General features: G+C 62.6%; 13 protein-coding genes. 9 read left to right on the top strand and 4 right to left on the bottom strand.

Annotated features, from left to right (window positions below; genetic code table 11):
- The first annotated feature begins 448 nt into the window (after positions 1-448).
- The 4 genes from glk (at position 449) to AABB87_RS03695 (ending at position 8,061) form a co-directional block, all read left to right on the top strand.
- Positions 449-1,501: a glucokinase gene (gene glk / locus AABB87_RS03710; RefSeq protein ID WP_341969905.1), complete on the top strand. Its 1,053-nt coding sequence runs from the start codon at positions 449-451 to the stop codon at positions 1,499-1,501.
- A 479-nt stretch (positions 1,502-1,980) separates the two neighbouring features.
- Positions 1,981-4,761, top strand: coding sequence for a TonB-dependent receptor (locus AABB87_RS03705; protein WP_341969904.1), 2,781 nt, complete (start codon positions 1,981-1,983; stop codon positions 4,759-4,761).
- Positions 4,762-4,867: 106 nt separating this feature from the next.
- Positions 4,868-6,880, top strand: coding sequence for an alpha/beta hydrolase family protein (locus AABB87_RS03700; RefSeq protein WP_341969903.1), 2,013 nt, complete (start codon positions 4,868-4,870; stop codon positions 6,878-6,880).
- A gap of 296 nt (positions 6,881-7,176) precedes the next feature.
- On the top strand, positions 7,177-8,061 hold the full coding sequence (locus tag AABB87_RS03695; protein ID WP_341969901.1) for a hypothetical protein: 885 nt from the start codon (positions 7,177-7,179) through the stop codon (positions 8,059-8,061).
- A gap of 156 nt (positions 8,062-8,217) precedes the next feature.
- Here AABB87_RS03695 and malG read toward each other — a convergent pair whose 3' ends face one another.
- The 4 genes from malG to AABB87_RS03675 form a co-directional block, all read right to left on the bottom strand.
- Entirely contained in the window at positions 8,218-9,108 is an 891-nt protein-coding gene (gene malG / locus AABB87_RS03690; RefSeq protein ID WP_058720029.1) for a maltose ABC transporter permease MalG, read from the bottom strand.
- Positions 9,109-9,313: 205 nt separating this feature from the next.
- On the bottom strand, positions 9,314-10,906 hold the full coding sequence (gene malF, locus AABB87_RS03685; RefSeq protein ID WP_341969899.1) for a maltose ABC transporter permease MalF: 1,593 nt from the start codon (positions 10,904-10,906) through the stop codon (positions 9,314-9,316).
- A 1-nt stretch (position 10,907) separates the two neighbouring features.
- Positions 10,908-12,128 carry a maltose/maltodextrin ABC transporter substrate-binding protein MalE gene (gene malE / locus AABB87_RS03680; RefSeq protein WP_341969898.1) on the bottom strand — a complete coding sequence of 407 codons (1,221 nt, stop codon included), beginning with the start codon at positions 12,126-12,128 and terminating at the stop codon, positions 10,908-10,910.
- An 8-nt stretch (positions 12,129-12,136) separates the two neighbouring features.
- Positions 12,137-13,249 carry an ABC transporter ATP-binding protein gene (locus AABB87_RS03675; RefSeq protein ID WP_341970263.1) on the bottom strand — a complete coding sequence of 371 codons (1,113 nt, stop codon included), beginning with the start codon at positions 13,247-13,249 and terminating at the stop codon, positions 12,137-12,139.
- Positions 13,250-13,533: 284 nt separating this feature from the next.
- On the opposite strand from AABB87_RS03675, the gene AABB87_RS03670 reads away from it, so the two are divergent.
- From AABB87_RS03670 to malQ, 5 genes are all read left to right on the top strand, one after another.
- The gene (locus AABB87_RS03670; RefSeq protein ID WP_341969897.1) at positions 13,534-16,011 is read left to right on the top strand and encodes a glycogen/starch/alpha-glucan phosphorylase; all 2,478 of its coding nucleotides are present in this window, start codon (positions 13,534-13,536) and stop codon (positions 16,009-16,011) included.
- 152 nt (positions 16,012-16,163) lie between these two features.
- Complete coding sequence (glgB, locus tag AABB87_RS03665) at positions 16,164-18,419, top strand: 1,4-alpha-glucan branching protein GlgB (protein WP_341969896.1); 2,256 nt, start codon at positions 16,164-16,166, stop codon at positions 18,417-18,419.
- Positions 18,416-19,363, top strand: a complete 948-nt coding sequence (locus AABB87_RS03660) for an alpha/beta hydrolase (RefSeq protein WP_341969895.1) — start codon at positions 18,416-18,418, stop codon at positions 19,361-19,363. The genes glgB and AABB87_RS03660 overlap by 4 nt, the downstream gene beginning before the upstream one ends.
- Positions 19,360-21,555, top strand: a complete 2,196-nt coding sequence (glgX, locus tag AABB87_RS03655; protein WP_341969893.1) for a glycogen debranching protein GlgX — start codon at positions 19,360-19,362, stop codon at positions 21,553-21,555. Before AABB87_RS03660 ends, glgX begins: the two co-directional genes overlap by 4 nt.
- 18 nt (positions 21,556-21,573) lie before the next feature.
- On the top strand, positions 21,574-23,091 hold the full coding sequence (gene malQ, locus AABB87_RS03650; protein WP_341969892.1) for a 4-alpha-glucanotransferase: 1,518 nt from the start codon (positions 21,574-21,576) through the stop codon (positions 23,089-23,091).
- The last annotated feature ends 33 nt before the right edge of the window (positions 23,092-23,124 follow it).

Genomic DNA, 23,124 nt, shown 5'->3' with positions numbered 1-23,124 from the left:
TTTGGTCGCGTCGCTGGTCGCCCGCGAACCATTTTTGCTCCGATCCCTGCGCTGCGCCATCTGGGTTCTTGCGTTCTGCCATAAAAATTTCCCGCCGCTGGCTAGCTCAGGCCTGAAATCGGCTGACTAAGCTGGCGCAAGACCTTGGGAACTATCTATTGCGTTGATCGTGTAGTTTTGCTACCTTCTGGCCCTGCTGTGGCCTTAGGCGACTGCGGAAGGTGTGGCGAGAGAGCTGGGTTTGCTGACTGGCTACTCGCTGTCGCTTGATTTGAGGCTGATCTTGGTGGCTGGCCTGCCATCCGGTCTCGCGCCTAGCGACCGAGCCCTGGGAACTTTGGAAAAGATAAGAAAAGAACGTGCAAGCCCTACAACGACGATTGTTTGAATTACTGCTTCAGCTGCCGCGGGGTGGTGGTGGGTGCGTGCGTGGCGGGAGTTTGGCTTGGTGAACGGCGCCCTCTACCCCTGCTTGGTGGCCGATATTGGCGGCACCAATGCGCGCTTCGGCTGGCTCGCGGCGCGGCATGCGCCGGTCAGCCATGTCACGGTCTTGCCGGTACGCGAGCATAGTGGCCCGGTGGCAGCGGCCAATGCCTATCTGGATGGTCTGCGACAGCAGCTTGGCGATGCCTCACTGCGCCCGAGTTCAGCGGCTTTCGCTGTGGCCACGGCCGTCGCTGGCGATCAGGTGGAGCTGACCAATAGCCATTGGAGCTTTTCGCGGCGCCAGGTGCAGCAGGATTTGGGCGTGTCGCCCCTGCTGGTCTTGAACGACTTTGAGGCTCTGGCCTTGTCCTTGCCGCGCCTGGGTGATGGGCAGTTGCGCGCTTGGGTGGCGGGTGATGCGATTCAGCCTTATTTGCCGGCCTCGGCCGCGGCGACCATGGCGGTGATCGGCCCGGGTACCGGCCTGGGCGTGGCGGGGGTGACGCCGACGCCGCAGGGCTGGATTGCCTTGCCTTGCGAAGGCGGGCATGCCAGTTTGTCGGCTGCGGATGACTTTGAAAGTGCCTTGCTGGCGCATGTGCGCACGCAGTATGCGCATGTGTCGGCCGAACGCTTGTTGTCGGGCATCGGCTTGCCAGTACTTCATGCGGCAGTCGTGGCGGTGATGGGCCATCAGGGTGCGCAAGGCAAGCAAGGTGAACGGGGCGAACAGGCCCACGTGCCGCTGGCCTTGAGTTCGGAGCAGATTGTGGCGCGCGGCTTGTCTGGCGAGGATCCCCTGTGCGCGCAAGCGCTGGACAGCTTTTGTGCCTTGCTCGGCAGCTTTGCCGGCAATGTGGCGTTGATCTTGGGTGCGCGTGGCGGCGTCTATATCGGCGGCGGCATTGTGCCGCGCCTGGGCGAGCGCTTTTTCGCCTCGCGCTTTCGCGAGCGCTTTGAGGCCAAGGGGCGTTTCCAGGGCTATCTGGCAGCGATTCCGACGGCCTTGATCACCGACACCCTGGCGGCGCTGACCGGTGTGGCGGCGGCAATTGAGCAGCTGGATGACTGAGCAAAAGCGTGAATGACCACGCGGCACCGTTGGGTCTGCGCCCTGCGCGACTTGTCTTGCTTGGCCTATCTAAGCTGCCATAACAGCTAGCGCATCGGTTTAATCCGTCAAAGCCGTCGAACTCCCCAGGGTTCGGCGGCTTTGTCTTTTCCTGGGTTGCTTTGCCCCAGATGGGTTTGTACTTTGCCTTGAAATGGCGTGTAGTTGAAGTACATGTCTTTTGGTGAAAATTGGTCTTAAAGTGGTTTTGTTGCCTTAAATATAGGCAAAACTTAAGCGTAAACCCTGACTATCCGGGTGAACTTAGACGAAATTTGGTCGTAGTAATGCAACGTCTAGGGTTTACGTTTGCACGAAGAATATCTAGTTTTGGTACAAATGCGCCTGAGACATTGAGTTCTCAACCCCCTAGCGACCGGTAGTGGCTGCTTGTGTGGGCCACCTTGTTGTTCCAGAGAGAGCTTGAGGAGACATTGAATATGAATACTTCCGCAGAGAAGCGTATGCAGGCCAAGGCCGTGCAGCGCGAAACCTTCCAAGTCAAGCAAGTCGCCATTGGCTGCGCCGTCTTGATGATGGCAGCGGGCGCATTTGCCCAGCAAGCCGCCAGCTCCGAAAAGCTGGAAACCGTCACCGTCACCGGCATCCGCAAGGGTATCGAAGCGGCCATTTCGGTGAAGAAGAACTCCGACTCCATCGTCGAAGCCGTTTCCGCCGAAGACATCGGCAAGCTGCCCGACAACAGCATTGCTGAGTCCATCGCTCGTTTGCCTGGCCTGTCGGCCCAGCGCGCGGCCGGTCGCGCCCAAGTGATCAGCGTGCGCGGCTTGTCGCCCGACTTCGCCACCAGCTTGCTGAACGGCCGCGAGATGGTCAGCACCGGTGACAACCGCAGCGTCGAGTTCGACCAGTTCCCCTCCGAGTTGCTGAGCGGCGTGACCGTTTACAAGACGCCCGATGCAGGCTTGATCGGCCAAGGCTTGTCCGGCACGTTGGACATGCAAACCGTTCGCCCGCTGAACTTCGGCAGCCGCGTGGTTTCCATTGGTGCTCGCGTGTCGCAGAACTCCCTGGGCAAGGCAGCAAACGCCTCGGACCGAGGCAATCGTTTGAGCGCCAGCTATATCGATCAGTTTGCCAACCGCACCATCGGCGTCGTGCTGGGCTATGCCCACCTCGAGACCCCGGTGCAAGAAGAGCAAGTGGGTCTGTACGAGCCCTGGCAGCAGATCAAGACCGGCTGGCGCCCTGGCGTGGCCGATGGCACCTACTACTCGGACGGTATCAAGGCCCTGCGCCGCACCGGCGTGACCAAGCGTGATGGCTTGATGGCCACGATCGAGTTCCGCCCCTCGGCCGACTGGAGCAGTGTGATCGATCTGTATCACACCCAGGCCAAGCAAGAAGACACGGCCAATCAGTTCGAAGTCAACTTGAGCGGCTATAACGGCGGCTTCAACCCCGGCTTGAATGTGACCTCGCCGATCATCAATGCCAACGGCACTTTTGGCGGCGGCACGATCAGCGGCCTCTACCCGCTGGTGCGCGGCATGTATAACAAGCGCGAGGACAAGATCAACGCGCTGGGCTGGAACAATAAGTTCAAGGCTGCGGGCGTGAACTGGCTGGCCGATGCGAGCTATTCCAAGGCCACGCGTGAAGAGCTGAATCTCGAAAACAATTTGCAGCTGCCGCCGAGCAATGCGACGACGGCACCGCTGGACACGCTCAAGCTCAATGTGGTGAGCGGTGGCTTCTCCACCCTGAACCCCAGCCTGAGCTATTCGGACCCGAGCAAGCTGCTGCTGCGCGGCACGATTTACGGCTCCGGCTACGGCAAGACGCCTAGCGTGGAAGACGAGCTCAAGAGCCTGAAGTTCGGTGGCAGCCTGCCCGCACCGGCCTTCGCCAGCTCCCTTTTGTCTGAGGTGCAATTCGGCCTGAACTACGCCGACCGTTCCAAGAAAAAGCGCCAGCCTGAAGGCAATATCAATCTCGGCGCGCAAGGCGAAACCGCCGTCGGCTCTGAGTTCCAGTACGGTCAGGTTGACCTCGGCTTTGCCGGCGTTGGCAACATCCCCGCTTGGAATGTGCCTGGCGCGGTTGATAAATACATGACGTTCAAGCCAAGCGCCACCGCCTTCCCCTATCTGGTGGCCAAGGCCTGGGACGTCAACGAGAAGATCACCACCGGCTACCTGAAGGGTGACATCGACACCAACTGGGGCGGCATCTCGGTGCGCGGCAATGTGGGCGTGCAAGTTCAGCACACCGACCAATCCTCCACCGCCATTCGCCTGACGGATGGCGCGAACCCCAAGCCGGTGACTGACGGCAAGACCTACACCGATGCGCTGCCCAGCATGAACCTGGTGTTTGGCCTGAGCAATGATCAGACCGTGCGCATGGCCCTGGCCAAGCAAGTGGCGCGTCCGCGTGTTGACCAGCTGCGCTCGGCCCTGGAGTTCGGCGTGGGCGACAACCCCGATGTCAACGGTGTGCGCAAGCCCGGTGCCAGCGGTGGTAACTCGCGCCTGGACCCTTGGCGTGCGGTGGCTTTTGACATGTCTTACGAGAAGTACTTTGGCACCAAGGCTTATGTGGCTGCCGCGTACTTCTACAAAGACCTGCAGAGCTATATCTACACCCAGACCAACCCGAACTACGACTTCTCGGCCTATATCGCCGATGCCAAGCCGATTCCCGGCACCACCATCGCCAGCAAGGGTGACTACACGGCGCCTTACAACGGCAATGGTGGCCGTCTGCAAGGTATCGAGCTGTCAGCCTCGCTGCCCCTGCAAATGGTCAGCCCTGTGTTGAAGGGCTTCGGTATCGTGGCCAGCGCCAGCTTCACCGATAGCAATATCGCGATCAAGGATCCAGATAGCGCCAGCAGCGTGGGCTCGGGCAACATCACCCTGCCGGGTCTGTCCAAGCAGGTCTACAACCTGACGGCCTACTACGAGGCCGACGGCTTCGAGTTCCGCATCAGCCAGCGCAAGCGTTCCGACTTCATCGGTGAAATCGGTAACTTCAACGGCAACCGCACCCTGCGTTATGTGGTGGGTGAAAGCATCGTCGACGCGCAAATCGGCTACAGCTTCAATACCGGCGCGATGAAGGGCTTGGGCTTGCAATTGCAAGTGAATAATCTGGGCGACACGGCTTACCAGACCTACGCCGGCACCAAGGATCGTCCGTTGGAATACCTGAAGTGGGGCCGCTCGGTGATGCTGGGCGCCAGCTACAAGTTCTAAGTTCTGCACGTTCGAAACCCCTGCCGGCTGCTCCAGCCCGCAGGGGTTTTTTCTTTGTGCCTTCCTTCTTCCTTCCCATTTGTCGAGCCTCTCAGGCGAATCTCACATGACTCTCTCGCTCACAACTTTGAAGCGTCGCACGCTCTTGGCCGCCTCGCTCGCTGCCGCATGGCCCTGGGCTCAGGCGCAAACGTCGCCTGAAGCCATTGCTTCGCCCCTCAGACAGACGGCCGATAAATTCTTCCGCGCGGCGCAGATGGATGCAGCCAGCCTTTCGCCCGACGGCCGGCGCTTGGCCATGCGCAGCATGGGGGCGGCTGGCCGCATGATGCTGACGGTGCTGACGCTGGAGGGCATGACGCCCAAGGTGGTGTACAGCTCAGACGCTGCCGATGTGGGCAATTTCGTCTGGGTCAATAACGAGCGCCTGGCGTTTGACTTGAACGACCGCGAAACGCCGCAGGGCAAGATCGATGCGGCGCCTGGCTTGTTTGCGGTGCAGCACGATGGCTCGGAGTTCAAGCAGTTGGTCGAGCGCCAGCGCGTGTGGGTGCGCAATGGCAGTGACTCGCTGTCGCTACAGCCTTGGAACACCTTTTTGCTCAATGGCTCCGCCCAGCGTGTGGGTGATGAGGTCTTGGTGGTCCGGCCCGAGAGCTACGACAGCAAGAGCGTGGGCTATATCAAGCTGCTGCGCTTGAATACCCGCACGGGGCGCAGCGTTGAAGTGGACGGGCCGCTGCATTCGGTCGGTTGGTGGGCTGACCCACAGGGCGAGTTGCGCGTCGCTCAGACGCAGGAAGCCGAGAAGGGCGCCTTGCGCTGGCGCAACCCAGCGACGGGGCAGTGGCAGGTCTTGGCGGAGTTCAATGCCTTCACCGAAGGGGGAGAGCTGGCCGTGCGCCAAATCGGCGCCGACGGCAAGCTGTTCGTCACCGCCCAGCGTGGCCGTGACAAGCAAGCCTGCTGGCTGCTTGACCCTGCCACCGGCGAATGGTCGGCCGAACCCTTGGCCCAATCACCCCAGTTCGATGTGGATGCCGAGGTGATCGCACGCCGTGACAAGGTGCTGGGTCTGCGCTTCACCATCGATGCCGAGGTCACCCAGTGGCTGGACGCTGAGATGCAGACCCTGCAGAAGCAGATCGACAAGGTGCTGCCACGCACCGTCAACCGCATCAGCGTGCCCTGGACGGGCGATGCACCTTGGGTCTTGATCGAAGCCTTTGCCGACATTCAGCCAACGCAGTACTTCTTGTTCAACCGCGAGACCCGCAAATTCAGCCGCCTGGGCGGCGAGCGGCCGGACATCAATGCCAAGGCCATGGCTGAGATGGAGATGGTGCGCATCAAGGCGCGCGACGGTCTGGAACTGCCGGCTTGGCTGACCTTGCCGCCCGGCGCTGCCGGCATGAAGAATCTGCCCATGGTCGTCTTGGTGCATGGCGGGCCTTTTGTGCGCGGCCCGGCCTGGCGCTGGGATGCGGAAGTGCAGTTCCTGGCGGCGCGGGGCTTTGCGGTCTTGCAGCCCCAGTTCAGGGGCAGCAAAGGCTTCGGTGCGGCGCATCACCAAGCCGGTTGGCGCCAGTGGGGCAAGGCCATGCAGACCGACTTGGCGGATGCTGCGGCCTGGGCAATCGCACAAGGCATTGCCGATCCCAAGCGCATTGCCATCGCCGGCGGCAGCTATGGCGGCTATGCGGCTTTGATGGGCTTGGTGCGCGACCCGGCGCTATTCCGCTGCGCTGTGGCCTGGGTGGGTGTGACCGACCTGGACATGTTGCATTCGGTCAGCTGGGATGATGTGTCTGATGCCTACAAAAAGCACGGCATGCCCAAGCTGCTGGGCGACCGGGTCAAGGACGCCGCCGAGCTCAAAGCCAATTCACCCTTGACCCATGCTGCCAGCATCAAGCAGCCGGTGCTGCTGGCCTACGGCAGCGCGGATCAGCGCGTGCCCCTGGTGCACGGTGAGGCCTTCAGCAAGGCCCTCAAAGCCAGCAGCGAGCTCGAGTATGTGGTTTATGCCGACGAGGGCCATGGTTGGCGTGTACCGGCGAATCAGATCGATTTCTGGAATCGTGTCGCGGGTTTTTTGGATAGGCAGCTGGCGCCTTAAGTTTTTCCTGGGGGTGATGTCTGCTTGGCAATTGGGCTTGCTTTGCACCGGTACACGGAAAAGCGAGTCGCTTCAAGCAGTCGCCCTGGAACACTTTGTTCGCCCATTGCAAGCTCGCGTACGAAATGCGCACAATGTGACTACTCAAGCCGAACGGATCTTAAAAAGTTGCGTCACTAAAATTCGCGCTCACTTTCAAGAGCCAGCTTTTTTGCCGAAATGAATTGGCAGCTAGGCCGGTACCAAATGACTAGGGGATAAACATGGTTTCGCGTTCCACAAGCAGCTTCGCGTCTTTGAAAAATATCGTTGCACGCCCACTGCCTTTGCTGGCTGGGCTTGGTGCTGCGCTCGTTTTGAGCGCCTGCGGCGGTGGCGGCGGTGGTGGCGACACCACACCGCCCCCCCCACCGCCGCCGGTGGATACGCCTGAGTTGATGGTCACCATGGGCTTGCCCGGGCCGGACGTGCCTTCGGGCTATGCGCAGACCGTGGCCACCGTCAAGGTGTCTAACGTGGGCAAGGCGGCTGCGGCTTCGACTGATGTGAGCATCAGCGCGGACGCGCTGCTGGAGCGCTTCCAAGTCTCGGCCTGCAGCTCTGATAGCCTCGCGACCGCTTGCCCGAGCCTGGGTTCGCGCATGACCATCAGTAATCTGGCCCCCGGCGCGAGCTTGACCTTTGATGTCTCTGGGACGGTCAAGCTCGGCACCAGCGGCTCGGTCAACGTGGCCGCCGAAGCCAGCACCAATACTGGCACCAATTTGTCGAGCAGCAAGCAGTCGGTGGGTTTCAAGGCCTATACCAATGATGTGAGCATCAAGCTCGACGGGCCGACTGCCTCCGTGCCGGCTGGCGGCAGTTTCCAATATGTGGTGACCGTGGCCAATAGCGGCCCTGACGCCGCTAAGAGAGTGACCCTGACCTTGAACCAGATCTCCTCCAAGACGCCGGTGCTGGGGGCGATGACTTGCGTGGCCGCAGGCGGCGCCGAGTGCCCGAGCTCGCTCAATGACAAATCCATGGGCGTGCTCCTGCTGCCCAAGGATGGCTCCTTGGTGTTCACCTTGCCTTACACCTTCAATCCGGGTGAAACGGCTGGCCTTATCTTTGCAGGCAAGGTGGAAGCCCGAGGCGACGCCGATACCCGCAATGACTCGGCGTCTTTGATCACGCCTTGATCTCGCCTTGTTGTGGATTTGACTCTAGCTACCGGGCCTTGCGCATCTGATGCCAGGCCCGGGACGCTCAGCCAAGAAGGCGCGCGAGTTTCGCGCGCCTTCTTACATTTGCGGCTCAATCAGTCGCCGCGCCATTGGCTTTTGAATCGGCCGTCACTAGCCCTTCACCCCACCGGCCGTCAGGCCTGAGACGATCCAGCGCTGCGCGGCCAAGAACACCAGCGTGATCGGCAGGCCCGAGAGCACGGCGGCGGCGGCGAAGTCGCCCCACAAAAAGCGCTGGGTGTTGAGGTAGTACTTGACGCCCACGGCCAGGGTCAGATTGGCCTCTTCACGCAGCAGCACCGAGGCCACCGGGTACTCGATGATGGTGCCGATGAAGGCCAGCACGAAGACCACCATCAAAATGGGCACAGCCATGGGCAGCAGCACATACCGGAAAGCCTGCCAATGGGTGGCGCCGTCCACCTTGGCGCATTCCTCGATCTCCACGGGGATGGTCTCGAAGTAGCCGCGTATGGTCCAGATATGCATGGCCACGCCGCCCATATAGCTCAGCACCAGGCCGGCATGGGTTTCAATGCCCAGGCCCGGCAGGTACTGGCCGATGGTTTCGAAGATGGCGTAAATCGCCACCAGGGCCAGTACAGCTGGGAACATCTGCAGCAGCAGCATGCTGTTGAGAATGGGCGTTTTGAAGCGGAACTTCAGGCGCGCAAATGCATAGGCGGCGGTGGTGGAGATGGCCACGATCAGTAGTGCCGAGATGGTGGCAATCTTGATTGAATTCCAGAGCCAGCGCAGCACAGGGAAGGGCGGCTGAATCAAGCTGCCATCGGCGCTTTGGTAGGGGATGCCGAGTGCGAGCTTCCAATGCTCCAGGCTGATCTCCGACGGGATCAAGCTGCCGGTGGAGAAGTTCCCCGGCCGCAGCGAGATCGAAATCACCGCCAGCAGCGGGAAGATGGTGATGCCGATCAGCGCCCACAGCAGGGCGTGGGCGCCGAGGACGCGCCACTTTTGGGTTTTACTGGTGACGATGGCCATGCTTGCTTTCTACTGGTTTGCTGACAGGTCGACCCGTTCGATGCGTTCACTCGGGCGGTCTGTCACGCAATACCTAATCAGTTGGTGACAGAGCTACTCACTCGCTTTGCTCGTTCGGGCGGTCTGTCACACAAGTCAAAAAATTGGTTGGTGACAGAGCTACTCGTTCGCTTCGCTCACTCGGGCGGTCTGTCACGCAATACCTTTACCTTGAGTTCGCGCGCATCAAGCGCAGATTGATCAGCGACATCGCTGCCACCATCAGGAAGATCACGGTCGACACGGCCGCTGCCAGCCCGAAGTCCTGACCGGAATCCTGGAAGGCGATGCGGTAGGTGTAGCTGACCAGAATGTCGGTCTGCCCGGCAGGGACCTTGGTGTTGAGGTAGTCCGGCCGGCCATCGGTCAGCAAGGCGATCAGCACGAAATTGTTGAAGTTGAAGGCGAAGATGCCAATCAACAAAGGTGTGAGCGGCTTGGCGATCAAAGGCGCGGTGATCTTGAAGAAGTTGGTCAGCGGCCCGGCACCTGCAATCGCCGAGGCTTCGTACAGGTCCGCGGGGATGGCCTTCAGCAAGCCGGTGCACAGCACCATGATGTAGGGGTAGCCCAGCCAGGTGTTGACGATCAGCAGCATGCTGCGGGCCAGCGCGGGGTCGGCAAACCAGGCGGGCTTGATGCCGAATAAGCTGTCCAGAATGGCGTTGATCTCGCCGAAGTTCTGGTTGAACAAGCCCTTGAACACCAGAATAGAAATGAAGCCCGGCACCGCATAGGGCAGGAACAAGAGCGTGCGGTAGGTGGTGCGAAAACGCAGCGCTTCCCAGTTCAGCAGCACCGCCAGGGCCATGCCGATCAGCAGGGTGAAGAGCACGGTCAGCGCCGAGAAGCTCACCGTCCACAAGAAGATTGAAAAGAAGGGGCCGCGGAAGTCCGGGTCCATCACCATGCGCTGGTAATGCTTGAGGCCGGCAAACACCTTGAAGCCGGGCTGCAGGCGCTCGCCCGTGGCGGCGTTTTCGAAAAAGCCGGTCTCGCCATTGGGGTGGTAGACGGCGCCATCGGATGCCTGCGTGAGCGAGCCGTCCGGGTTGGCCTGCCAGAGCCGGTTCAGCGGGCCGAATTCGCTCACGCCCAGGTAATGCAGGTCGGTGCCATGAGACGCCGCGCCCTCGGGCAGGCTCAGCACCAAGCTCATCAGCACATCGCGGTGCTTGAGCACCTCTTTCAGCGGCAGGGCAGGTGCCAAATGGGTAGAGGCGGTGGGGGCAGCCATGCTCACCCGCACAGGCGCCTGGGTGTTCATCAAGGCCAGCGGGCCGGACACAAAAGCCACCTCGCCCAGCTCACCCATGGGGCTGAGCGGACGCAGCGCCAGCAGGTATTGCGGCCCGTCGGCGTGCAGGGAGTAACTCATCAAGTGAGCGTCATCCGGCGCCGTTTGCTCCAGCAGATAGCTGCGCACCCGCTCCTGGCTGAGCAGATTGCTGGAGGAGTAGTTGGTGAAGCCGATCTGCACCGTGTACAGCAGCGGGAAGGCCACAAAAATCGCCATGCCCGCCAGACCCGGGTAGAGGTAGCGGTAGGCGAAAGAGATCTTGGCCAGATAGACAAAGAAGGCGCTGCCCAAGAGCACAAGCAGCCCCAGCGCCCACCAGAGTTGGCCGGCGGCGTAGATATTGAAAACCAGGTAGAGCCCGGCCAAAGCCAGGGTCGCCACCAGCGGCCATTTCAGCAGGCTGCTGCTGGTGCTGCTGCCGGCGGCCTGGCTCGAATTGAGATTGCTTGTCCGCGTCATATCACTTGCCCACCGTCATGCGTGCGGCCGCGCCGTCCAGGGCGTCCTTGGGAGATTGCAGGCCGTTGCTGATGGCTTCCATCGCTGCGTCCATGGCGGTCCAGAAGCGGCCGACTTCGGGGATGTTGGGGATGGCCTGGCCCAGGCGGGCGTTCTCCATCGAGGCGCGAATAGCCGGGTCGGCTGCCAGTTCGGCATAGAAGGCCTTGTTGGCCGGCACGCCCAGGGGTACATCGGCATTGATGGTCTTCAGGCTGTCCACCCGCATCAAGTGGTTTTCGATGAATTCGCGCGCCACGTCCTTGACCTTGCTGGGCGCGGCAATCATGCAGCCCAGCACGCCCACAAAAGGCCGGCTGGGTTGGCCGGGGATGACGGCGGGAATGGGGGCCACGCCGAAATCAATCTTGGCGCGGCGCGCGTTGTCCCAGGCGAAGGGGCCGGAGATCATCATGGCCACATCGCCACGGGCAAAGCCGCCTTCCATCTCGGCATAGCGGGCGCCCTTGGGCATCACGCCACTGCGGATCAGTTGATCCAGCATTTGGCCTGCGCGCACCGCACCGGCGTTGTTGACGCCAACTTTGGCTGTGTCGTACTCACCTTGCGCATCTTTGGGGAAGATCTGCCCGCCCGCGCCGGCGAACAAGGGCCAGCTGAAAAAGCTCTTGTTGTAGTCCCACAAAATCGCCTTCTTGCCTTGCTTGACCAAGCGCTGGTCCAGGGCGATCACTTCGTTAAAAGTACTGGGCGGCGTCTTCACCAGGGCTTTGTTGTAGATCAGGCCGATGGCCTCGATGGCGATGGGGTAGCCCCAGGTCTTGCCGCGATAGGCGAAGGCTTGCCAGGCCGAGGCTTCCACTTCGCTGCTGATGCGCTGGTTCGGGCGCACCGGTGAGATCAGGCCGCTCTTGGCCCATTCACCCACACGGTCATGCGGCCAGCAAAAAATGTCTGGTCCCTTGCCGGCCCCTGCGGCTTGGCTGAATTTGTCGGGCGCATCGACGGGATGCTCCACCGTGACCTTGACGCCGGACTTCTCGGCAAAAGCGTCGCCCACTTTTTGCAGCCCGTTATAGCCCTTGTCGCTATTGATCCAGACCACCAACTTCAGGTCGGACTGCGCGCCGGCCGAGGCCGCCTGGGCTGGCAGGCCCAAGGCCAGGGTCAGTGCCGATGTCAGTGCTGGAACGAAACAAGCGGTTCGCGCTCTCGCGTGCATCGCCCTCTTCATGCGGCCACCTCGGCGGACCAGCCCTGGCGGCGCAAGGCCTGACCCTGGGCATTGAAGACATAGCAGGCCTCGGCCGGCAGGCTCAGGCTCAGTGTGTCGCCGGTGCGGATCTTGGTGCGGCCATCGAATTCGCAGGTCAGCGCGTCTTCCACACCGGGGAAGGCGCAATAGGCGTGGGTGGCGCTGCCCAGGGACTCCACAAAGGTGACGGTGGCCTGAATCACGTTCTCAGTGGCGCCCACCACAAAGTGCTCGGGGCGGATGCCTAAGCTGACCTTGTCTCCAGGCTTGGCGCTGCTGCCGTCCACCAGGGCGCGGATGGATGCCCCACCGGCTAGGCGAAGCAGCACCTCGTCAGCCCGGCCCTGCACGACTTCCGCCTCGATGAAATTCATCTTGGGCGAGCCAATGAAGCCGGCCACAAAAAGGTTGTCGGGGTGCTCGTACAGCTCCAGCGGCGTGCCGACTTGCTCGATGCGCCCGGCCGACAGCACCACGATGCGATCCGCCAGCGTCATCGCTTCCACCTGATCGTGGGTGACGTAGACCATGGTGGTCTTCAGGTCTTCATGCAGCTTGGCGAACTCGTAACGCATGCGCACACGCAGGGCGGCGTCGAGGTTGGAGAGCGGTTCGTCAAACAAAAACACATCGGGCTTTTGCACGATGGCGCGGCCAATGGCCACGCGCTGGCGCTGGCCGCCCGACAAGTCCTTGGGCTTGCGATCCAGCAAATGCTCGATGTGCAAGATCTTGGCGGCATTGCGCACAGCGCTTTCGATCTCTGGCTTGGGCACTTTGGCCAGCTTGAGTCCGAAGGCCATGTTGTCAAACAAGTTCATATGCGGGTAGAGCGCATAGGACTGGAACACCATGGCGATGCCGCGTTCGGCCGGCGGCACATCGTTGACGACGCGCCCGCCGATGCGCAACTCACCGCCGGTAATTTCTTCCAGCCCCGCGATGGAGCGCAGCAAAGTGGACTTGCCGCAGCCCGAGGGGCCGACGAAAACCATGAACTCGCCGTCCCGGATATGCAGGTCGATGCCCTGAAAAATCGTCACATCGCCGAAAGCTTTGGCCACGCCTTGAAGCTGAACATCTGCCACGCTGCTGTCTCCAGTCATTGTTCTCTTTGGCTCGAATATAACGTTTGCTTTGTAGTTGAACAACAGCAATTACCCGGCAGATTTGAACTGTGCATAAATAAGATCAAGGGCCTGTTGCTGGGATTTGTTGTTTTGCATGTAGTGAAACTACACAAATCTTCTGCCGTCAGCGATACTGGCTACAAAGCTTCCAGCCGGAGGCTGTGAGGCCTTGCCTCGCCAGGCGGCGAGGGCCGGGATTAAGCATGATTCTCAAGACCAGGGTTTTGACCACGATGGATGCCATGACTTCAGCAACACCAGCCCAACAGACCCAAGCCCAAGCGCGCGCCGCGCTTCGCGCCGCCTTTGCCAGTGCTTTTGAGCGCGAGATGAGCCTGTCCGGTGGCACAGCCAGCGCACAGACCGCCTTGCGCGCCGCCGCCACCGCCACCCGCGATGTGCTGGCCTTGCGCTGGGCGCAGACCCAATTGGCCGACGCCAAGCGCGGCGCCGAGGCGCCGGTGCGCCGGGTGCATTACCTGTCGATGGAATTCTTGATGGGCCGTGCGCTTTCCAACGCCTTGGCTGCGCTGGGTCTGGATGGCGATCTGCGCGAGTTGCTGGCCGCTCAAGGCCTGCAATACAGCGATGTGCTGGAGCGTGAGCCCGATATGGCGCTGGGCAATGGTGGCCTCGGCCGCCTGGCGGCTTGCTTCTTGGATTCTTTCGCCGAGCTGGGCTTGCCCTCATTCGGTTACGGCCTGCGCTACCAGTACGGCATGTTCGCCCAGGGCATTCAAGACGGCCGCCAGATTGAAATGCCGGACGACTGGATGCGCTTGGGTCAGCCCTGGGAGGTGCCGCGCCCTGAGCTGCGCTACCACGTGGGCTTCGGCGGCCGGGTGGTGGTGGAGGACGGCGGCGCGCGCCGCTGGCAGCCGGCCGAGGTGCTGGAGGCGCAAGCCTATGACTTCATCGTGCCGGCCCACCACAGCGAGCGGGTCTCGACCCTGCGCCAGTGGCATGCAAGTGCCGCCGCACCGATCAACTTTGCCACCTTCTGCGAAGGTGACTTCATGGGCGCCGCCCGCCACCGCGTGGCCGCCGACGCGCTGAACTGGGTGCTCTACCCGGACGACAGCACCGAGGCCGGGCGCGAGTTGCGCCTCAAGCAAGAGGCCTTCTTGACCAGCGCCTCCTTGCAAGACCTGATCGCCCGCCATCTGCGCGAGGGCGCCCCTTTGCAGGAGTTGGGTCTGCGCAATGCCGTCCATTTGAACGACACCCATCCGGCCCTGGCCCCGGCCGAGTTGATGCGCTTGCTGGTGGATGAGCATGCCTTGGGCTGGGATCAGGCCTGGGCCATCACCCGCCAAGCCGTGTCCTACACCAACCACACCCTGATGCCGGAGGCGCTGGAGACCTGGCCGGTGCAGATGTTCGAGCAGCTGCTGCCGCGCCATCTGGAAATCATTTACGAGATCAATCAACGCTTTCTGACCGAGGTGGCGCAGCGCTTCCCTGGTGACACCGGCTTGCTGCAGCGGGTCTCGCTGATCGATGAAGGCCATGGCGCCGGTTCGGGCGGCCAGCGCCGCGTGCGCATGGCGGCTCTGTCCATCGTGGCCTCGCACCGCGTCAATGGCGTGGCGGCCCTGCATTCGGAGCTGATGGTGCAAACCATCTTTGCCGACTTCCATCGCCTCTTCCCCGACCGTTTCCATAACGTCACCAATGGTGTGACGCCGCGTCGCTGGCTGCAGCAATGCAATCCCAGTTTGTCGGCCCTGATTGATGGCCGCATCGGCAGCACTTGGCGCCAAGACCTGATGGCACTGCAGCAGCTCAAGCCCCTGGCCGCCGATGTGGGCTTTGGCGCGCAGTTCCTGGCCGTCAAGCGCGCCAACAAGCAGCGCCTGGCCGATCTGGTGCGCAGCCAGCTGGGCGTGGCGCTGAACCCCGACAGCCTGTTCGACGTGCAGATCAAACGCATCCACGAGTACAAGCGCCAGCTGCTCAATATCTTGCATGTGATCGCGCGTTACCAGGCGATTGTTGCCAACCCGCAGGCCGACTGGACTCCGCGTACCGTGGTCATCGCCGGCAAGGCGGCCTCGGCCTATCACATGGCCAAATCCATCATCCAGCTGGCGCACGATGTGGGTCGCGTCATCAATAGCGACCCGCGCGTGGGCGACAAGCTCAAGCTGGTGTTCCTGCCGAATTACGGCGTTAGCTTGGCCGAGATCATCATCCCGGCCGCCGATTTGTCAGAGCAGATTTCCACCGCCGGCACCGAAGCCTCGGGCACCGGCAATATGAAGTTCGCCCTCAACGGCGCGCTGACCATCGGCACCTGGGACGGCGCCAATATCGAAATGGCCCAGGCCATGGGCGTGGAGAATATGTTTGTCTTCGGCCTGCGCACCGAGGCGGTGGCCCAGCTCAAGCAGCAGGGCTATGAGCCGCGCAAGTATGTGGAGAGCAATGCGCAACTGAAGGCCGTCATCGAGGCCATCGCCAACGGCGCCTTCTCCTTCGGTGACCGCGACCGCTACCGCGTGCTGGTCGACAAGCTGCTGGGCCAGGATGTCTATATGCTGATGGCCGACTTTGCCGACTACCTGGCCAAGCAAGCCGAGGTGGACGCCTTGTTCAAACAGCCTGCCGCCTGGAGCCAGCGCGCCATCCTCAATGTGGCCGGCATGGGCGCCTTCTCGTCGGACCGCACGATTGAGGAGTATGTGGCGCGGGTGTGGTCACGTGAGAGTCTGGCTTGATGATGGGCGGATTTTGGGCCTGATTTTTGGCCAGCTTGCGCTTGCTCGGCTGACCGCCTTGCGGTGAAGATGACGGCGCCGCAATAGGCGCGACAAGAGCGACAAGAGCGACAAGAGCGACAAGAAGCAAAAGAGAAGGGACAGACCGCGCGATGCTTGCCTCCACCGATCTCCAGGCCTTGCTGAACGGCCAGCATGCCGACCCTTTCAGCGTGCTGGGTCTGCATGCCGATGCGCAGGGGCGGCTGTGGCTGCGCGCCTTGCTGCCCGGCGCGCAGGCGGTGACGGTGCTGGACGCGAAGACCGGCCGCCGCATCGCGAGCTTGGCCCAGCGCGATGCGGCCGGTTTCTTCGAAGGCCAGGCCTTGCGCCGCAAGCAGCGCTTTGACTACCGGCTGCAAGTGCAGTGGGCAGACGGGCATAGCGAGGTCTACGCCGATGCTTATAGCTTCGGCCCCCAGCTCAGCGATGAGGATCTGACCTTGCTGGCGCGCGGCGAGCATCCGCGCCCCTACACCGTGCTGGGCGCGCATGTATTGAGTCTGGGTTCGGTCAGCGGCGTGCGCTTTGCCGTCTGGGCGCCCAATGCGCGGCGGGTCAGCGTGGTGGGTTCGTTCAATAACTGGGACGGCCGCCGCCACGCCATGCGCTTGCGCCACGTCGCTGGCGTGTGGGAGATCTTTGTTCCCCATGCGGCTCCCGGGGACTTCTACAAATTCGAGTTGCTGGATGCCCAGGGCGGCTTGCTGCCGCTTAAGGCCGACCCGTTTGCTTTTGCGGCCCAGCTGCGGCCGGACAATGCCAGCGTGGTCGGCACGCTGCCGGCCCCCACCGCTTTGCCAGCAGGCCGTGCCGCTGCCAACGCGCGCCAGGCCCCCATCAGCATTTACGAGGTGCATGCCGCCTCCTGGCGCCAGGGCAGGGCGGCCGAGGGTGGCCCGCGCTTCCCCAGCTGGGATGAGCTGGCCGAGCAGTTGCCAAGTTATGCCGCCGAGCTGGGCTTCACCCATGTGCAGCTGATGCCCATCAGCGAGCATCCCTTCGATGGCTCCTGGGGCTATCAAACCTTGGGGCTTTATGCCCCAACGGCCCGCTTCGGCCCGCCCGAGGGCTTCGCGCGCTTTGTGGCGGCTTGCCATGCGCGCGGCCTGGGGCTGCTGCTGGACTGGGTGCCGGCGCATTTCCCGATCGATGCGCATGGCCTGGCCCAGTTCGACGGCACGCATTTGTACGAATACGCCGATCCCAAAGAAGGCTTTCACCAAGACTGGAACACCCTGATCTACAACTTCGGCTGTGCCGAGGTGCGCCAGTTCCTGGTCGGCAATGCCCTCTACTGGATCGAGCGTTGGGGCGTGGATGGTTTGCGGGTGGATGCGGTGGCCTCCATGCTCTACCGCGACTATTCGCGCCGACCTGGTGAGTGGATTCCCAATGCCCTGGGCGGGCGCGAGAACCTGGAGGCGATCGCGCTGCTGAAGAAAATGAACGAGGTGCTCGGCAGCGAGACCCCGGGCGCCATCACCGTGGCCGAGGAAAGCACCAGCTTCCCCGGCGTGTCGGCGCCCACCTATGCCGGCGGCCTGGGTTTTCACTACAAGTGGAATATGGGCTGGATGAACGACACCTTGCGCTATATGCAGGAAGACCCGATTCATCGGCGCTGGCATCACGAGAAGATGAGCTTCGGCCTGGTCTACGCCTTCAGTGAGAACTTTGTTCTGCCCATCTCGCACGACGAAGTGGTGCATGGCAAGGGCAGCATGCAGGGCAAGATGCCTGGCGACGCCAGCGACCCGAGTGCCTGGCAGAAGTTCGCCAATCTGCGCGCTTACTACGGCTTTATGTGGGGCCACCCGGGCAAGAAGCTGCTCTTCATGGGCCAGGAATTTGCCCAGAGCAGCGAGTGGAACGAGGCCAAGTCCTTGCCCTGGGAATTGTTGGAAGACCCGCGCCACGCGGGCGTGCAGCGCCTGATCCGCGACTTGAATCAGCTCTACCGCAATACCCCCGCGCTGCACCGCCTGGACTGCGAGGCAGCGGGCTTTGAGTGGCTGCAGGCCGAGGACCGCGAGCAGTCGGTGCTGGCCTGGGCAAGGCATGAGGAGGGCGCATCGGAAATTGGTGGTGGAGTCGGCGCCACGGTCCTGGTGGTCTGCAATTTCACGCCGCTGCCACGCCCAAGCTACCGTCTGCCATTACCCAAGGGCTTTGATTCATCACAGGCTTGGCGGGAGCTTCTCAATACCGATTCCGCGCATTACGGCGGCAGCAATCTAGGCAATCTTGATGCACAGCTGCTCGCGCGTGACGGCTATCTTGAGCTGACTCTGCCGCCGCTGGCGACCTTGTTTTTAGCGGCGTTGCCCAAGGGGCCGTCTGCCCTTGAAGGACTTGCATCCCAATGATTACTCGACGCGATTGCTGCGTGCTTGCCGCCTCGGCGCTGGCGGGTGGCATGGCACTGGGCGCCGCTAGCGTGGCGCCCACGGCGCCCGGCGCCAGCGAGCAGCAGGTGCAATCGGGCCGGCTGGAACGCTGGTCGGCGTTCCCTTCTCAGTTCGTGCCGGCGCGCCCGGTCGAAGTCTGGCTGCCGCCGAGCTATGACGGCCGCCGCCCACATGCCGTGCTCTATATGCATGACGGCCAGATGCTGTTCGATCCGCGCAGCACTTGGAACGGCCAAGCGTGGTGTGTGGACAAGATCGCCGCGCCCATGATCGCAGCGGGCCAGTTGCGCGACTTCATCGTTGTGGGCATATGGAACCGCCCTGAGCAGCGCCATGCGGAGTTCTTCCCCAAGGCCTATGCCGACGCTTTGCCGGACTCGACCGTCATGCAGCGCTACCGGGCCGAGCGGTTGAAATCGGAAGTCCTGTCTGATGCCTATCTGCGCTTCATCGTGGAAGAACTCAAGCCTGCTGTTGATGCGCGTTATGCCACCGAGCGCGGGCGCGAATCCACCTTTTTGATGGGTTCCAGCATGGGCGGCATGATCAGTGTTTATGGCTTGTGCGAGTATCCGCAGGTCTTTGGTGCCGCCGCCGCGCTCAGCACCCACTGGATTGGCGGACATGAGCGCAATATTGAGATTCCAGCTGCTGCTCTGGCCTATCTGCGGCGCAAGCTGCCGCCGCCCGGCCAATGCCGGCTGTACATGGACCGCGGCACGGTGGAACTCGATGCACTCTACGATCAGGCGCAGGCCCAGGTTGACGCGTTGATGGTGGAACTGGGGCACAAACCGCCTCGGGTTCTGAGCCAGGTTTTCGAGGGCCAGGGCCACAACGAGCGCGCCTGGTCCAGCCGTTTGGCGCAACCCCTGCGTTTTTTGTTGGAGCCTCGCGCATGAGTCGCCATTTGCCCGAATGTTTGCAAGCCGGCCGTCATGAGCCGCTGGGCGCTACGCCTCGCGACGGCGGGGTCAATTTCGCCGTCTTCTCCGAATCGGCCACGGCCATTGAGCTGTGCATCTTTGATGGCGCCGGCCAGCGCGAGTTGCGCCGCTATGCCTTGCTGGGGCCTGATGACGGGGTGTTCTACGGCTTTTTGCCGGGCTTGGGCGCGGGGCTGGTTTACGGCCTGCGGGTGCATGGGCCATATTGCCCCGAGCAGGGTCATCGCTTCAATGCCCATAAGCTCTTGCTCGACCCCTATGCCCGCGAGATCGTCGGCCACTTCGCCTGGGCGCCAGAGCAGCACGGTTATGAGCTGGGCCATCCGGACGGCCCGCGCTCATTCGACACCCGCGACAACGCCTTGCAAGCGCTGAAGGCGAGGGTGGCGCAAGCCTTGCCGGCTGAGAGCAGCCCGCGCCTGAACGCGCCGCGCCATGCCACCGCTGACTTGGTGCTTTACGAAGTGCATGTGAAGGGCTTCTCGCAGCAGCTGCAAGCCGTGCCCGAGGCCCTGCGTGGCAGCTATGCCGGCCTGGCGCACCCCGCCTCGGTGGCGCATCTGAAAGCCCTGGGTGTCACCACCTTGTCCTTGCTGCCCGTGCACTTTCATATCGATGAGCCGCATCTCGCCGATTTGGGTAAACCGAATTACTGGGGCTACAACACCCTCGGATTTTTCAGCCCTGACCCGCGCCTGGCGCAGCGCGCCCATCGCGATGACCCGGCCGCCGTGCGCGAGGAGTTCCGCGCCATGGTGCGCGAGCTGCATGCGCAAGGCCTGGAGGTGGTGCTGGATGTGGTCTACAACCACACGCCCGAGGGCAATGAGTTCGGCCCGACCTTGAGTTTCAGAGGGCTGGACAACCGCAGCTACTACCGCTTGGTGTCAGACGACAAAAGCCGTTATGAAAACGTCAGCGCCTGCGGCAACACCCTGAACTGCGCTCACCCACGCGTGGCACAGCTGGTGCTGGACTCGCTGCGCTACTGGGTGACGGAGATGGGCGTGGACGGCTTCCGCTTCGATCTGGCGCCGGTGCTGGGGCGCACGCATCATGGCTTTGACCCGCAGGCCGCCTTCTTCACCGCCTTGCGTCAGGACCCGGTGCTGGCCCAGGTGCATTTGATCTCCGAGCCCTGGGATGCCGGGCATGAGGGCTACCAGGTCGGCCGCTTCCCTGGGCGTTTTTTGGATTGGAACGACAAGTTCCGCGACGCGGTGCGCGGCTATTGGCTGCGCTCGCAGCAGCCCAGCGTCAGTCGCGGCGAGTTGGCGCGGCGTTTCATGGCCTCCAGCGATTTGTTCCACCATGGCGCGCGCCGGCCGACGGCTTCGGTGAACTTTGTGTCTGTGCATGACGGCTATGTGCTGGCCGATGTGGTGAGCTATTCGCACAAGCACAACCACGCCAATGGCGAAAACAACCGCGATGGTCGCGACGGCGAACTCTGCGCCAACTTCGGCCATGAGGGGCCGAGCGAGGACGCCGCCATTCGCGCCACACGTTTGCGGGTGCGCCGCGCCATGTTGGCCACTTTGCTGCTGGCCCAGGGCACGCCCATGCTGTGTGCGGGTGACGAAATCGGCAACAGCCAGGGCGGTAATAACAATGCCTACTGCCAAGACAATGCCATCACTTGGCTGGACTGGGCGCAGGCTGAGAGCGACACGCAAGCCTTTGTCGCCGCGCTGCTGGCGCTGCGCCGTGCCGAGCCCTTGCTGCGGCATGAGCAGTGGTTCGCCGCGGCTTCATCTGATGCAACTCAGGCCTCGGCCCCCAGCTTGCGCTGGTTCTCGCCACGCGGTGCGGAGATGCAGCAGCACGATTGGTTCGATGCTTCGCAGTCCGCTTTTGCAGCCGTGTTTTTTGAGGCGCGCCAACCCGCAGAGTCTGCGGCCACGCCGCGACTGATGGTTTTGTTCAACCCCGAGCCCGAGTCGCAGGCTTTTGCCTTTGGCCTGGGGGCGTGGCGCTTGGTTTTGGACAGCAGTGGCGAGTTGCCGCAGGATGCGGCGCCCATGCCAATATCGGCTGTTCAGACCAGCCCTCAGCCTACAGCTCAGCCCATAGCTCAGCCCACCGCTCAGTCCATTGCCCACCTGAATGTTCCCGCGCGCAGCCTCCTGGTGCTGCGCCATGTTTGAGAAGAAAGCCCTGAGACCATGAACCTCAATCAACGCTCCGCCGGTGTGCTGCTGCACATCACCTCGCTGCCCGGCCCGCATGGCATGGGTGACTTTGGCCCGGCGGCTTTTCATTTCGTCGACTGGCTGGCTTCGGCCGGTCAAACAATTTGGCAACTGCTGCCCACCACGCCCATCGGCCCGGGCGACAGCCCTTACCAAGGCGTCTCGGCCTTCGCTGGCAGCCAGTGGATGGTGGCCTTGGAGCCCTTGGTCGCCAAGGGCTGGTTGGCCCAGCCTAGCCTGCCTGCGGCCGGCTTTGACCCCCTGCATGTGCATTACGGCGATGTGCTGCCCTGGCGTGAGCAGCAGCTGCGTGCGGCGGCAGCCGGTTTTGCGGCCCGCGCCAGTGCGGCCGACCGACAAGCCTTCACGCAGTGGTGTGCCGAGCAGCAAAGCTGGCTGGACGACTATGCGCTCTTCATGGCCATCCGTGCGCCGCTGGGAGGCCAGCCTTGGTGGGAATGGCAGCCTGAGCTGGCGCGGCGCGAGCCCGCGGCCATTGCCCAGGTGCGCAAGGACTATGCGGCCGAGCTGGAATTCTGGTGCTTTGTGCAGTGGCAGTTCGATCTGCAGAGCGCTGAATTGAAGCGTTATGCCAATAGCAAGGGCGTGTCCATCATGGGTGATTTGCCCATCTTTGTGGCGCATGACAGCGCGGACTGCTGGTCGCGGCCCGATCTCTATTGGCTGGATGAAAATTTCCAGACCACCGTTGTGGCCGGCGTGCCGCCCGATGATCTGGGCCCGCAGGGGCAGCGCTGGGGCAACCCGCTGTACCGCTGGGACCGCATGGCGGCCGAGGACTACGCTTGGTGGACGGCGCGGGTGCGCCGGGCCTTGAGCCAGGCCGATGTGTTCCGCATCGATCACTTCCGTGGCTTTGCCGGCTATTACGAGATCCCAGCTAGCAGCCCAGATGCCAAGCAGGGCCGCTGGTTGCCAGGGCCGGGCCGGGCGCTGTTTGAAGCCATCGAGAAGGCCTTGGGTAGCTTGCCCATCGTGGCCGAAGACCTGGGCTTCATCACCGAGGATGTGCACGCCCTGCGCCTGGGCTGTGGCTTCCCCGGCATGAAGATTTTGCAGTTCGGCTTCGGTGGCGACGGCCAACACGAGTTCTTGCCGCAGATGTGGCCGCGTGAATGCGTGGCCTATACCGGCACGCATGACAACGACACGGTGCGCGGCTGGTGGGACAAGGCCAGCCCGCGTGAGCGTGCTTTCGCAGGCGCCTACCTGGCTTGCGGCGCCCATGATGTGCACTGGGCGATGATCCGCGCTTGCTGCAATTCGGTGGCCAATATGGCGGTGTTCCCGATGCAGGATGTGTTGGGCCTGGACAGCGCGCACCGCATGAATGTGCCCGGCGTGCTGGGCGGCAACTGGGGCTGGCGCTTCACCTGGGAGATGGTCAGCAGCGAGTCGGCTCGCGTGCTGGGCTTGATCAGCGCGGCCAGCGGGCGTGCGCCGCTGGCTTTGCTGAATTTGCCGGGCTGATCCTTGCAGGGTTGAGTTCAGCCGGGCCGGGCC

The sequence above is a fragment of the Roseateles sp. PN1 genome (assembly GCF_038419725.1).
In the GTDB taxonomy this organism is placed as follows: domain Bacteria; phylum Pseudomonadota; class Gammaproteobacteria; order Burkholderiales; family Burkholderiaceae_C; genus Paucibacter_A.
The sequence above is the reverse complement of the archived record's forward strand: the minus strand, read 5'-3'. Positions and strand labels throughout refer to the sequence as shown.

Coding starts and splice junctions, on each gene's coding strand:
- AABB87_RS03660 (WP_341969895.1), top strand. CDS start 18,416: ATGATTACTCGACGCGATTGCTGCGTGCTTGCCGCCTCGGCGCTGGCG.
- malG (WP_058720029.1), bottom strand. CDS start 9,108: ATGGCCATCGTCACCAGTAAAACCCAAAAGTGGCGCGTCCTCGGCGCC.
- AABB87_RS03700 (WP_341969903.1), top strand. CDS start 4,868: ATGACTCTCTCGCTCACAACTTTGAAGCGTCGCACGCTCTTGGCCGCC.
- glgB (WP_341969896.1), top strand. CDS start 16,164: ATGCTTGCCTCCACCGATCTCCAGGCCTTGCTGAACGGCCAGCATGCC.
- AABB87_RS03670 (WP_341969897.1), top strand. CDS start 13,534: ATGACTTCAGCAACACCAGCCCAACAGACCCAAGCCCAAGCGCGCGCC.
- AABB87_RS03705 (WP_341969904.1), top strand. CDS start 1,981: ATGAATACTTCCGCAGAGAAGCGTATGCAGGCCAAGGCCGTGCAGCGC.
- glgX (WP_341969893.1), top strand. CDS start 19,360: ATGAGTCGCCATTTGCCCGAATGTTTGCAAGCCGGCCGTCATGAGCCG.
- malF (WP_341969899.1), bottom strand. CDS start 10,906: ATGACGCGGACAAGCAATCTCAATTCGAGCCAGGCCGCCGGCAGCAGC.
- malQ (WP_341969892.1), top strand. CDS start 21,574: ATGAACCTCAATCAACGCTCCGCCGGTGTGCTGCTGCACATCACCTCG.
- malE (WP_341969898.1), bottom strand. CDS start 12,128: ATGCACGCGAGAGCGCGAACCGCTTGTTTCGTTCCAGCACTGACATCG.